We start from the raw sequence: 12,105 nt of genomic DNA on the forward strand, positions 1-12,105 counted from the left end.
CATCCTTCCGGTAATTTCGAATTATACTGCCAAAAAATCACGCCGCTGTTTTGGCGGCCGCTTCCACCGATGCTGGCGCACAGGTGGCGTCGGCGCAGCATTCGTCCGCGAGGTATCCGATGAGCCCGTTCATGGCGGGATAGTTGGCCCGGCAGATCAGCGTCGTCGCCTGGCGCTCCTGTGTCACCAGGCCGGTGTCGACCAGCCGCTTGAGGTGATGCGAGAGCGTCGAGGCAGCGATGCCCAATCTGTCCTGGATACGCCCGACCGGCAGCCCCTCATCGCCCGCCCGCACCAGCGTCCGATAGAGCTGCAACCGCGTCGGGCTGCCGAGGGCTTCGAGTTGCGAGGCTGCTTTTTCGAGTTTCATGGAAATAAGCTATTTCCAGAATCGCTGCACGTCAAGAGAATTTCGACAAAGATCGAAATAAGACGATATCTAGCCGACGCGCTTGCCGCTGGCGTCGATGACCATCTCGCCGTCCTCCTTGGTGAACGGGCCGATATCCGGATTGGGCAGGATATCGAGCACCGCTTCGGATGGTCGGGCGAGCATGGTGCCGAGCGGCGTCACCACGATCGGCCGGTTGATCAGGATCGGATGCGCCAGCATGAAATCGAGGATCTCGTCGTCGCTCCACTTCGGGTCGCCCAGGCCAAGTTCGGCATAGGGCGTGCCCTTTTCGCGCAGCAATTGGCGCGGCGTCATGCCCATCGCTGCGATCAGCTCGACGAGCTTTTCGCGCGACGGCGGATTTTTTAGATATTCGACCACCTCAGGCTCCTCGCCGGACTGCCTGATCATGGCCAGCGTGTTGCGCGAGGTGCCGCAATCGGGGTTGTGGTAGATGGTGACGGTCATTGCGCGGCCTTCATCTGTCCGATCTGTTTTGGTTCGGCGAGCAGCCACCCTGCAAAGGCCATGGCGAGCAATCGCTTTAGACCTAAAGTTGAATCAGCCCCTTACTTCACGGGTTTGCGCCGCCCCATGCCTGCTTGCTGGCGTCGTTGTAGACGGAGCGAGGGACGCTGACAATTTCGCAAAGCGCCAACGTTGCAAGCATAGCGCCAGCGTTGCGGCCGGGTCTATCTCCCCGTTTATGGCAGGGCTATCGCAGATCGAAAGCGGAGGCTTTCGCTCTACGCTTTCGCTCTACGAAGAACCCTACCCCTAACCCCTCCCCACAAGGGGGAGGGAGACCTCCGTCGGCGCCGACCTCGGCAAATTGCCTGCTTTTCGGCGCCAAGGGGAAGTAAAGGCACGCGGCAGCGTTCCCTCCCCCTTGTGGGGAGGGGTTAGGGGTAGGGGTCCCTTCTTCGTAAGAATCCATATGCGATTTGCCCTGCCCCTGCGGGAGATGCCAAGTGGGGCGAAGGAATACGAGTTTGCAATCGTTCTGAGCAGCGACCTCGGACGAGCAGGAATTCGGATTTTCTATCGCCACGGCGTATTTTGTTCTTGCTTTGTGCCGGCAGCTATGCTATTAATTTGGGCATGGTGCTAATTGGCTCCCAACGATCCGCCTCCGAGGCGGGTTTTTCGTTTCAGGCGTTGCAGCGTTCGGTAGGTGGGTCCGTCAAGTCCATATTCGATTGCCCTGCCGTTTACGGGGAGAAACGCCCGACAGGGCCAGAGGGGCGGCGCCTACTTCGATAATTGGCCGTCTCCAACACCAACCTGGCGCAATCGCCCGTCCAAAGCGATTGCCCGCGCCGGCGACGGCCCACCCGGCTGATCAGCCAGGCACCGTGGCGGCGACCGCATCAGCGCGGCCAAGGCCGGCAACCGCTTTTCTGACCCGCTGCAAATGCGCCTGGCGTCCGGCGGCCGAGACGCTGTCCATCCGGTAGAGCGCCAGGAATTTGGTCCGGCATAGCGGATGGCAGACGGAGCGGAAGCCGCGCAGCAGGGTCCGCCGGCCGGGCTGTCCCATGATCCACGACATCAGCGGCGTGGCGCCACATGTGGTCATTGCCATCACCCGGCGTATGTGCCGCAATTTGGGCCGCGGGCCGCGTCGTGCCGTCGGCATCTCGAAAGCGAAGCCCGGCACCAGCACACGCTCCAGCCAGCCTTTCAGCATCGCCGGAAGGCCATACCACCAGGTCGGATAGATGAAGACGACCGCCTCCGCCCAGAGCAGCTCCTGCGCATGTTCGTGCACCGGTTGCAGGTTCGCCGCCTTGTCGTGGTAACCGCGCCATTCCTGCGTGCGCATGACCGGATCGAAGCCGGCCGCATAAAGGTCGAGCAGGTGGACCTGGTGGCCGCTTTCGGCAAGCGTCTCCAGCACTGTGTCGCGCACGGCGCCGTTGAAGCTGTCGGCGCAGGGATGGCAATGGACGACGAGGACCTTCATCTGGCGCTCAGACCTGTCGGTCGCGAGAGGATCGCGGAGGTGCATGCAAGCGTCGCATGCAAACAAGCCACCCGCAGACGTAGTCGATCAGCTGTTTTCATGCGAAGCCCCGCAGCCCCCATATCAAGACGCAACACCTCCGGTCGCGTCAAGGCCCGTTCGTGCGCAGACGTGGGCTTGCTGGGGCCAAAACCCTAACGGTGGATTCGGTTTTTCGATCAGCATTGTTCCAGAAAGCCGGCGCCCTAGCTTCACGGCGGGTCCAAAGCGTCAGGAGAAAAAGATGCAGACAGGAAAACTGAGCGGCAAGATCGCCTTGGTGACGGGCGCCTCTTCCGGCATTGGCGAGGCCACCGCCCTGGCGCTGGCGGCCGAGGGCGCCACGCTGGTGATTGCCGCGCGGCGCGCCGAGCGGCTGGACGATCTGGCGAGGCGGATCCGTGAAACCGGCAGCGCGGCACTGCCGATGACGGTCGACGTCACCGACGAGGCGCAGGCCTCGGCCATGGTCGAACGGGTCGCGCGTGAATACGGCCGGCTCGACATGCTGCTCGCCATTGCCGGCGTTGGCGTCGCGGCGCCGTTCCGCAACACGACGCCGGAAGAATACCGCCGGATGGTCGACGTCAACATCCTGGGCCTGCTTTATCCGATCCATGCGGCACTGCCGTCGATGCAGCGGCAAGGCGCCGGCCACATCGTCGTGGTCTCGTCGGGCACCGGCCGTTATATCCACCCTTCGGTGGTTTATTCCGGCACCAAGCACGCGGTGAGCGCGATGGCGGAATCGCTGCGCCGCGAGATCGGCAAGGATGGCATCCGCGTCACCTGCATCGAGCCTGGCGCCGTCAAGACCGAGTTCACCCAGAATATGCGTGCCGATGTGCGCCAGGCGGTCGAGCAAAGGCTGGGCGACATGGAGCAGCTGGAAAGCGAGGACATCGCCGCCGCCATCCTGTATGCGGTGAGCCAGCCGCCACGGGTCAACGTCAACATCCTGACGCTCTATCCGACCGAGCAGGCGTGAGGGCCGCAAAGGTGGTGCCCTGCGCCGCCCCCGCAGCCCTGCAGCGTCATCCGCCGGTCATCAGCGTGAACACAAGCTGCCGCAGCTTGCCGCCTGGGCCGAATTCGACCCGGTCGAAATCGCGGCTCGCCTGCCGTTGTGCCTGGGAGATTCCGGCGAGCCGTCTCGTCACTTCGATCCTGATCTTGCTGCAGCCACGGTCATCGGCGACGGTCAGGCCAATGGTGGCCGCCTCGATCTTGTGCACCATGTCGACGATGCTGGCGCCGTGCACCTTCTCGTGGGCGGCGAGGCCGGCTGCGAAAACCTCCCAGTTCTTCTGGATTGCGCCCGGCAGCCGCGCGGCCGGCTTCGGCAAGGTGTAGGTAATGATCAGCTTCGGTCGCGCCGACACCAGCACGCAGGCGTCGCCTTGCGGCTGGTAGTCCCTCACCCAGGTCAGCTTGAAATTGGTATGCGCGATGACGCGGCGTTCGCCGAGCAGCGGTCCGCGCCCGCCGATCGAGGCATAGAGCTCCGGGCCGGATTGCCCTGAGATGGCATAGGTCTCGACCTTTTCGACTGCCTGCCAGCCGGCATGCGCCGGCGATGTCGGCAACAAGGCGAGCAGCAGGCAAAGGCGAATGGCTGTTTTCATGCAAGTCCTCGCAGCCGCTGCGCACGACGCAAACGATATGCAGTTCCCTTCCGTGGACATAGCCGGCGGCCGGCTATAGTGGGATGCTCGTATACAAGAATCCACAGGCAACATCATGTCGCCGCGACCGAACATTGCCCGGCAACGCCCTGCCCCCGGGGCCCAGCCTCCCGGCGTCAGCCTCTGTCGCGCGCTGTCGAAGCTTGGCCTGTGCTCGCGCAAGCAGGCCGAGCTTCTGGTTTCCGAGGGGCGCGTGCGGGTCGCAGGCAAGATCGTGCGCAACGGCTCGATTCGCGTCGATCCAGGCCGCGATCGCATCGAGGTCGACGGCCGCCGCGTCGCCGCCGAGCGCAAGGTCTATCTGATGCTCAACAAGCCGCGCGGGCTGGTCACCACCCGTGACGACCCGCAGGACCGCGGCACCGTCTATGATTGCCTGGCAGGCCTCGACCTGCCTTTCGTCTCGCCCGTCGGCCGCCTCGACAAGGCCAGCGAAGGCCTGCTGTTGATGACCAACGACACGCGCTTCGCGCAGCGCCTGCTCGATCCCGCCTCGCATGTCGCCAAGACCTATCACGTGCAGATCGGCGCGCTGCCCGACGAGGCCATGCTGGCGCGGTTGCGCGCCGGCGCGACCGTCGACGGAGAATTGCTGGCGGCCCGCTCGATCGAGTTGCTGCGCGGCGGCACCAGCACCGCCTGGCTGGAAATCGTGCTCGACGAGGGCCGCAACCGCCATATCCGCCGGCTGCTCGCCGCCCACGATATCGAGGTGCTGCGCCTGGTGCGGATCGCGATCGGATCTCTGCAACTCGGCGACCTTGCCAAAGGCAAGGCACGCCATCTGAGCGCGGAAGAGCAGGCGCTGCTTCAGGCCTGAGCTGCAGGCGGCGACTCGACAGTCAGCCAACTGCCCGCCAAAGCTGTTCCCTGTCGGATACAGCATCAATTGCCCGCAAGAGAACCGACACCGCGGTGTCCAGGCTGCTTTCCTCGGCCTCCAGTTGGACAAGCCCTGTCCAGGGATCGAGGTTAGCGGGATCACGCTCTATCTTCGCAACCAACGTCTCGCGCGATTCAAATTGAAATGTAAGGGGTTCATCAGTTGTCATTGTCGGAAGAAGCCTTGGCTTTGCTGCACTGGGCCAGCACCTTGCCGATGGCGGCGGATGAGCCGGCAAGCGGAAAGCTGTTCTCGCCATATTTGCCCGAGGCGACCGTGACCTCGCCCTTGGAGCGCAGCAGGGCCAACAGCGGGTCGGTGCTGCTCAATTCCACGGTGAAGGTGTTGTACATTTCTTCGAGTTGAAGCGTCTTGGTCACCGCCTTGCCGCCGGCCTTGAACGCGAACGAAGCGATGCCGGGTTCCAGTTGCGGACCGCTGTCGCCCAAATCATAGCTCAGCGTCGGCTTGCCGAAACAGGCCAGCGTCAGCTGGGCGCCGCCATTCGATCCGCCGCAGACCGACGCCATCAGCACTTTGCCGCCCTCCTCTTCCTCCAGTTTCGCCGTCCAGCCGCACGGCGCGGCAAACGCCGGCTGCGCCGCTTGCAGGACGACCTGAGCGGCGACGCAACCCGCCACGACGAATTTCGCCAATCCGCTTCGCATGATCTTCCCTTCCCAAGTCATCGAACCATCGTCGGCCACGTGGCATCAAGGACTATACAAAACAAATTGTCCCGTGGCATTACCGGCGACACCAGGGCGCTGTAGCAATTCAGGCGATTGATTTTCGATCGAGTGGAAGCGGCACCAGCACCGCCTGGCTGGAGATCGTGCTCGACGAGGGCGGCAACCGCCACATCCGCCGGCTGCTCGCCACCCACGATATCGAGGTGCTGCGCCTGGTACGGATCGCGATCGGATCTCTGCAACTCGGCGACCTTGCCAAGGGCAAGGCACGCCATCTGAGCGCCGAAGAGCTGGCGCTGCTTCAGGCCTGAGCGACCAGGCACTGGAGGCCCCTTGAACCGAAGCGGCAATTGACATTTGCATCTCTGTTTCATATTTTCCATTTGTGAAACTGAAATGCGCCGATGCAGTCAAAGTGTCAGGGCTGAAACGCATGGGCGAAGCTGGCTTGGAAGCCGGAGAGAAAACATGGCTACTGCGTTGCGGGCGGTTCCCAGATTCCTGGACGAATTGGGTACGTTTGGCGGCCTCAAGGGAACCGATATTGCAAACATCACCGACGTGTCCAAGGCCACGGTTTCGAGGTGGAAGGCCGGCGACATCAAGCCCCAGCCGCGCAGCGAGCTCATTCTGTCGGACCTGCACTATATCGTCGGCCGACTGCAGGAATTCTACGAGCCAAGCGATATCCGCACCTGGCTTTACGCTCGCCACCCGCAATTGAACGGTGAAAGGGCGATAGATCTCATTCACGACGACCGCGCCCTCGACGTGCTCAAAGTCATCGACCGGCTTGAGAACGAGGTCTTTCTGTAATTGGCGATCGCCGGGCGGAAACGACGCGATAGCCGGCTCATCGACGCTATCGAGGCAATAGTTCCGGTCGAATACTCCGGGACGGTTTGGCGTGTGGTGCGCCAGGGCCGCAGCCCGATCCAGTGCTCGAGCTCCGGTGGCCGTTGGGACGATGGAACGTTCGACATGCTCTACACTTCGCAAGAGCGCGAAGGTGCCTTGAGCGAGATGAGATTCCACCTGACGCGGGGGCAGCCAGTGATCCCTTCGCGCGTCAGATACAATCTCTTCGAGATCGATCTTGCTTTGGACCGGACGCTCAGACTGCTCGACCTGGCAGCCTTGCAGACCCTTGGCCTCGACACCGCGCGCTACGGGCAGCTTTCGTATCAGGAAAAGCACGCCGAATATCCGAGGTCGCAAGACATCGGCGAGGCCGCGCATTTCCTCGATTATGACGGCCTGATCGTGCCCAGCGCGCGACATGACTGCCTGAACGTCGTCGCGTTTTGTGATCGGCTGCCGGCCGGAGCGATGACGATCAGAACCGACCACGGGGAAATTGCCTGGGCTAGCGGCGGCCCCGCTGCCGTCCATCCCCCGCACGGGTGATGCGGCCAGCGGAAATGGCGCGCAAACATTGCCTCCAAGTGCAGAGGTCTAACGCGCAAGGGAGGATCCATGCGTATGCTCCGACTGATACCGACGCTGCTGGCGCTGCTGGCCGTCATGCCATTGAACGCTGAAGCGACCACGAAGAAGTACCCTAAGGGCCACGGCACGAATTGCGCCGAGAAGGACCAGGCGTGCCAGAAGAAATGCCAGGCTGTGCCGATCGACTACAACAGCGTCAAATCCATCCAGGGGCGCAACGAATGTCTGAATAATTGCACCATCGGCTACGATCAGTGTCTCGGGGCACCCGCCCGAATCCAGGAACAGACAACGCAGGAGGACGTCGCGCAATAGAAGCCCGCTAGATGGCTCCAATGCGCAAGAGACATAGGTGTGATCGAATGACGGCGACAGCCCGCCGTCGCCTTCATGTGCGGCCGCCGACTTCGTCGACATGGCGCGCAGCGTGTCGTCTGGATCTTCATAGACGCGAAACGCGCCCGATTGGCGGAGCTCCTCGGTGCCATAGCCGCCGCTGAGCAGGCCGACGCCCAGCAGGACGGTGCGATGCGTCACCCGCCGCGAAGCATCATGGATTTCGGCAAAATCCAGCCCATATTCCTAGATGTGGAGCTTTGAGCGTGAAACTCGCGCGTGCGGTCCTGCTTGCCGCGGCTTTCGTGGCTGTTGCGGCCGTTTGTCCCTCTTCAGCAACCGGAGAGGCGGACGGCCGGGAGAAAATTGTGTTGCGCGTCGAGATAGACGGCGCCATCGGTCCGGCGAGTGCCAGGCAGCTCGAGGAAGCACTGGCGGTGGCCGCGGACCGAAATGCCCAGGCTCTCATCCTGCAGATGGACACGCCCGGCGGGCTGGTCACCAGCATGCGCGAGATGATCGCCGGCATTCTCGCCTCGCCGGTTCCCGTCATCGGCTATGTCGCGCCCGCCGGCGGGCACGCGGCGAGCGCCGGAACCTACATCCTCTACGCCACCCATCTGGCGGCGATGGCGCCCGGCACCAATCTGGGCGCGGCAACGCCGATCGAGATGGGCGGGCCGCTGCCATCGTTTCCCGGCGGCAAGAACGATGGCCCGGAGGCGGACAAGGACAAGAAGAACGCACCCGCGGGCGATGCGATGATCGCCAAGGCGACGAACGATGCCGTTGCCCTGATCCGCAGCCTGGCTGAATTGCGCGGGCGCAATGCCGAATGGGGAGAAAAGGCCGTGCGCGAGGCGGCCAGCCTGTCGGCCGGCGCGGCGCTGCAGCAGCATGTCATCGACTTCGTCGCCCGCGACACCACCGAACTGCTTCAACTGGCCGACGGCCGGACCGTCGAGATCGCCGGCAAAAAAGAGGCATTGGCGACGAAAGGGCTGCCGGTCGAAACGCTCGAGCCAGGCTGGCTCATCCGGCTTCTCGCCGTCATCACGGACCCGAACATCGCCGTCATCCTGATGCTGGTCGGCGTCTATGGCCTCGTTTTCGAATTCACGAGCCCGGGCGCGGTCGCGCCCGGCGTGATCGGCACGATCTGCCTTCTGCTCGGACTCTATGCGCTCAATCTCCTGCCGATCAGCTATGCCGGCCTTGCCTTGATGCTGCTTGGCATCATCTTCCTGGTCGTCGAAGCCTTGAACCCGACTGTGGTCCTTGGGCTGGGAGGCGTGGCTGCGTTTCTGCTGGGCGCAGCAATGCTGCTCAGGATCGAGGGGCCCGGCTTCGAGATGTCGTGGGCCGTTATCGGCACCGCCGCCGTCCTGACGCTCGGCCTGGCGCTGTTGACCGGCAGCTATCTGTGGGCGGCCCGCAAGAACGTTCCGCGTGTTGGCGCACAGGCCATGCAGGGGCTGCCGGCGGAGGTCCTCGACTGGCAGGGCAGCGAGGGCCACGTGCTCGCCCGGGGCGAGCGCTGGCGGGCAAAAGCCGACGAACCGCTTGCAGTGGGCGACAGCGTCGAGGTGGCCGATGTCAGGGATCTCGTGCTGACGATACGGCGCCGCAATGTGAGAAGCGATGGAGCAAGGCAATGATCATCGGTTATGTGGCCTATCTGGCAGCAGCGCTCGTCGTGGTCATGTTCCTATCCGCGGCCATTCGCATCCTGCGGGAATATGAGCGCGGCGTGGTCTTCACGCTCGGCCGCTTCACCGGGGTCAAGGGCCCCGGCCTTATCATCCTCATCCCCTTCGTGCAGCAGATGGTGAAGGTCGACCTGCGAGTGGTGGTCCAGGACGTCCCGCCGCAGGACGTGATCTCGCGCGACAACGTCTCGGTGAAGGTCAACGCGGTGCTGTATTTTCGTATCGTCGACGCCGAGCGGGCGGTGATCCAGGTTGAAGACTTCATGACCGCCACCAACCAGCTGGCACAGACCACGTTGCGCTCGGTGCTCGGCAAGCATGAGCTCGATGAAATGCTGGCCGAACGTGACAAGCTCAACAGCGATATCCAGGAGATTCTCGACCAGCGGACCGATGCCTGGGGCATCAAGGTCTCCGATGTCGAGATCAAGCATGTCGACCTCAACGAGAACATGGTCCGCGCCATCGCCAAGCAGGCCGAGGCGGAACGGCTGCGGCGTGCGAAAGTGATCAATGCCGACGGCGAACAGCAGGCGGCGGCAAAGCTCGTCGAGGCCGGCAAGATGCTGGCCGAAGCACCGCAGGCCATGCAGCTACGCTATTTCGAGGCTCTCCATGACATCGCCGGTGAGCGCTCGTCGACGGTCGTGTTTCCGGTGCCGATGGATCTGCTCGGTCATTTCATCAAGCAGGGTGGTGGAGGCGGAGGCGGCTGAGCACGTGATCTCCCCCCTCGAGGGGCCCTCGAGGGGGAGACGGCCGCGAAGCGGCCAGAGGGGGTCGTCTCACATAGATCGCCGACGCCTTCCTCTACGAGAGACGGCGCTGACGCCTCACGCGCCGCGACCCCCTCTGTCGCCTTCGGCGACATCTCCCCCTCAAGGGGGGAGATCAGCACCCTCACCTCCGCCACGGCGGGACCGGCGCAAAGCGTTTGCCGATCCAGTCGGCGAAGGCACGTGTCTTGGCGGCTTGCCCCTTGGCCGAAGGCATGACGACATAGACGGCGCCCTCGTCGGCAAGCGTCCAGTCCTCCAGCACTGGCACCAGACGGCCGTCGGCGAGCTCGCGTCCGACCAGCCAATCCGTGCTCATCATCAGTCCGACGCCTTGCACGGCGGCTTCGACCAGTACCTCGGCATCATCGGTGACCAGCGGCCCGGAGACCTCGATACTGACGCGACGGCCCGAACTGTCGGTCATCTCCCAGGCCGGAAAGGTCTGGAAGCCTGAGAAGCCCAGGCAACTGTGTTCCAGCAGTGCTTCAGGTTCAGTCGGCGTGCCCCGGCGGGCGAGGTAGGACGGCGCGGCGCACAGCAGCCGCCGCCGTGTAGCGACCTTGCGCGCCACCAGCCGCGAATCCTCCAGCGCGCCGAGACGCACGGCGACATCGAAATTCTCGGCGACGAGATCTACGAAGCGGTTGGAGAACTCGGCCTCGATACGGACATCGGGAAATTCGGCGAGAAACTGCGGCAGCAGCGGGCCGATCCACATGCGCCCGAACGAGCCGGGCAGCGCCAGCCGCAGCACGCCGCGCGGCCCGCCGCCGGCATGCGCCGACGCGGCAGCCTCGGCCTCGTCGACCGCAGCCAGGATGGCGCGGACGCGAACGAGAAATTCCGAACCCGCCTCGGTCAGCGACACGCTTCGTGTCGTCCGGTGCAGCAGGCGCACGCCCAACCGCTCTTCCAGCGAGGCAAGGCGCCGCGACAGGATCGTCGCGTCGCGGCCGATGCGAGCAGCCGCCTTGGTGAAGGAGCGTGCTTCGGCGATGGCCGCGAAGGCGGCCATTTCGACCAATGCTGCCGGTTCGTGCGATTGCTGCATCAGGCGCAGAGCTCAAATGTAAAACACAAGGATTATATACCAATAGCGCAGCAGCTAGTTTCACTCAATCCCGGCCCGTCAATCGGCCATCAACCGGAGTGAGACATGAAAGCGATCGAACTGACTGCCCCGAGACTGGACGCGTTTCGCGCGGCCACCGTTCCCACGCCTGAACCGCAGCGCGGCGAAGTGCTGATCCGCCTGCGCGCCGCAAGCCTCAATTTTGTCGATGTCGCGATAGCGAGCGGCAACTATCCAGGTCCGAGCTTTCCGCTCATTCCCGTCGTCGACGGCGCCGGCGAGATCGTCGGCATTGGCGAGGGCGTGTCGAGGCTCGCCATCAACGACCGCGTCATCGCCCATGCAAAACCGCGCTGGATCGGCGGCCGTCCGCGGCCTTATGAGACCAGAGAGATGCGCGGGCTGACACTGCCCGGCTCGCTCGCCGAATATGTCGCGCTGCCGGCCAATGCCGTCGTGCCGATGCCGGCGCATCTGTCCTTCGAAGCGGCAGCGACGCTGCCGATCGCCGGCACCACCGCGTGGAATGCGCTTCGCGCCGCCGATGCCGGGCCGGGGTCGGTCGTCGTCCTGCTCGGTACCGGCGGTGTCTCGATCCTGACCCTGCAGCTGGCCAAGGCAGCCGGCGCCACGGTCATCATCACCTCGTCGTCTGACGAAAAGCTGGCGCGCGCCAAGGCCTTGGGTGCGGATCATCTCATTAATTATCGTGAGACGCCGGACTGGGACGCCAAGGTGCTCGAGTTGACCGACGGCCTCGGCGCCGATCTGATCGTCGAAACCGGCGGCTCGGCCACCTTCGCCCGCTCCATCAATGCCGCGGCGCCCGGCGGCACGGTGTTCGCCATCGGCTTCGTCACCGGCGCCGAGGCCACCACGAACCTGCTACCGATCATCATCAAGGCACTCAAGGTGGTGGGCAACAACACCGGTTCGGTATCCGATCTGTGCGACGCGGCGCGGGCCATCGGCGCCGCCCGTATCGATCCGGTCATCGACACTGTCTACAGCCAGCACCAGGCGACCGAGGCCTACGCCCACATGGCAGCCGGCGGCCGGCATTTCGGCAAGCTCGCGTTCAGTCTGTCGTGGTGAGCCTGA

14 protein-coding genes and 2 pseudogenes are annotated in these 12,105 nt (G+C 63.9%); 9 read left to right on the plus strand and 7 right to left on the minus strand.

Annotated elements, in window-relative coordinates:
• Window positions 1-37 precede the first annotated feature (37 nt).
• The 3 genes from NKJ81_RS17570 to NKJ81_RS17580 all read right to left on the minus strand — a co-directional run bounded on the left by NKJ81_RS17570 (window position 38) and on the right by NKJ81_RS17580 (window position 2,360).
• A complete protein-coding gene (locus NKJ81_RS17570; protein WP_352541183.1) occupies window positions 38-370 on the minus strand; it encodes an ArsR/SmtB family transcription factor in 333 nt (110 codons plus the stop codon).
• Between the two features lie 69 nt (window positions 371-439).
• On the minus strand, window positions 440-862 hold the full coding sequence (arsC, locus tag NKJ81_RS17575; RefSeq protein ID WP_352541184.1) for an arsenate reductase (glutaredoxin): 423 nt from the start codon (window positions 860-862) through the stop codon (window positions 440-442).
• Between the two features lie 874 nt (window positions 863-1,736).
• On the minus strand, window positions 1,737-2,360 hold the full coding sequence (locus NKJ81_RS17580) for an NAD(P)H-dependent oxidoreductase (RefSeq protein WP_352472165.1): 624 nt from the start codon (window positions 2,358-2,360) through the stop codon (window positions 1,737-1,739).
• 283 nt (window positions 2,361-2,643) lie between these two features.
• On the opposite strand from NKJ81_RS17580, the gene NKJ81_RS17585 reads away from it, so the two are divergent.
• Window positions 2,644-3,387, plus strand: a complete 744-nt coding sequence (locus NKJ81_RS17585) for an SDR family oxidoreductase (RefSeq protein ID WP_352541185.1) — start codon at window positions 2,644-2,646, stop codon at window positions 3,385-3,387.
• Window positions 3,388-3,433: 46 nt separating this feature from the next.
• Here NKJ81_RS17585 and NKJ81_RS17590 read toward each other — a convergent pair whose 3' ends face one another.
• Window positions 3,434-4,024, minus strand: a complete 591-nt coding sequence (locus NKJ81_RS17590; RefSeq protein WP_352541186.1) for a DUF922 domain-containing Zn-dependent protease — start codon at window positions 4,022-4,024, stop codon at window positions 3,434-3,436.
• Window positions 4,025-4,139: 115 nt separating this feature from the next.
• Between NKJ81_RS17590 and NKJ81_RS17595 the strand changes: the two genes are divergently transcribed.
• Entirely contained in the window at window positions 4,140-4,904 is a 765-nt protein-coding gene (locus NKJ81_RS17595; RefSeq protein WP_352541187.1) for a pseudouridine synthase, read from the plus strand.
• A gap of 221 nt (window positions 4,905-5,125) precedes the next feature.
• Here the strand turns inward: NKJ81_RS17595 and NKJ81_RS17600 are convergent, their stop codons facing one another.
• A complete protein-coding gene (locus tag NKJ81_RS17600) occupies window positions 5,126-5,635 on the minus strand; it encodes a hypothetical protein (protein WP_352541188.1) in 510 nt (169 codons plus the stop codon).
• Window positions 5,636-5,775: 140 nt separating this feature from the next.
• Here NKJ81_RS17600 and NKJ81_RS17605 point away from each other — a divergent pair.
• The 4 genes and pseudogenes from NKJ81_RS17605 to NKJ81_RS17620 all read left to right on the plus strand — a co-directional run.
• A pseudogene (locus tag NKJ81_RS17605) lies at window positions 5,776-5,970 on the plus strand (pseudouridine synthase); the annotation flags it as partial.
• 157 nt (window positions 5,971-6,127) lie between these two features.
• Window positions 6,128-6,475 (plus strand): antitoxin Xre/MbcA/ParS toxin-binding domain-containing protein, encoded by a 348-nt coding sequence (locus NKJ81_RS17610; RefSeq protein WP_254819704.1) that lies wholly within the window; start codon window positions 6,128-6,130, stop codon window positions 6,473-6,475.
• A gap of 96 nt (window positions 6,476-6,571) precedes the next feature.
• Window positions 6,572-7,066 (plus strand): RES family NAD+ phosphorylase, encoded by a 495-nt coding sequence (locus NKJ81_RS17615; protein ID WP_352541243.1) that lies wholly within the window; start codon window positions 6,572-6,574, stop codon window positions 7,064-7,066.
• Between the two features lie 75 nt (window positions 7,067-7,141).
• Window positions 7,142-7,423 (plus strand): hypothetical protein, encoded by a 282-nt coding sequence (locus NKJ81_RS17620; protein WP_352501245.1) that lies wholly within the window; start codon window positions 7,142-7,144, stop codon window positions 7,421-7,423.
• Window positions 7,424-7,496: 73 nt separating this feature from the next.
• Here NKJ81_RS17620 and NKJ81_RS17625 read toward each other — a convergent pair.
• Window positions 7,497-7,624: pseudogene (locus NKJ81_RS17625) on the minus strand (HAD family hydrolase); the annotation flags it as partial.
• Between the two features lie 86 nt (window positions 7,625-7,710).
• Here NKJ81_RS17625 and NKJ81_RS17630 point away from each other — a divergent pair.
• Together NKJ81_RS17630 and NKJ81_RS17635 are read left to right on the plus strand one after the other, a co-directional pair.
• Entirely contained in the window at window positions 7,711-9,102 is a 1,392-nt protein-coding gene (locus NKJ81_RS17630; protein ID WP_352541189.1) for an NfeD family protein, read from the plus strand.
• Window positions 9,099-9,869, plus strand: a complete 771-nt coding sequence (locus tag NKJ81_RS17635; RefSeq protein ID WP_023680344.1) for a slipin family protein — start codon at window positions 9,099-9,101, stop codon at window positions 9,867-9,869. The genes NKJ81_RS17630 and NKJ81_RS17635 overlap by 4 nt, the downstream gene beginning before the upstream one ends.
• Window positions 9,870-10,053: 184 nt before the next feature.
• Here NKJ81_RS17635 and NKJ81_RS17640 read toward each other — a convergent pair whose 3' ends face one another.
• Window positions 10,054-10,983: a LysR family transcriptional regulator gene (locus NKJ81_RS17640; RefSeq protein WP_352501246.1), complete on the minus strand. Its 930-nt coding sequence runs from the start codon at window positions 10,981-10,983 to the stop codon at window positions 10,054-10,056.
• Window positions 10,984-11,088: 105 nt separating this feature from the next.
• Here NKJ81_RS17640 and NKJ81_RS17645 point away from each other — a divergent pair, with 105 nt between their 5' ends.
• Window positions 11,089-12,099, plus strand: a complete 1,011-nt coding sequence (locus tag NKJ81_RS17645; protein WP_352541190.1) for a zinc-dependent alcohol dehydrogenase family protein — start codon at window positions 11,089-11,091, stop codon at window positions 12,097-12,099.
• Window positions 12,100-12,105 lie beyond the last annotated feature (6 nt).

Source organism: Mesorhizobium sp. M0018, from assembly GCF_040323955.1.
Taxonomy (GTDB): domain Bacteria; phylum Pseudomonadota; class Alphaproteobacteria; order Rhizobiales; family Rhizobiaceae; genus Mesorhizobium.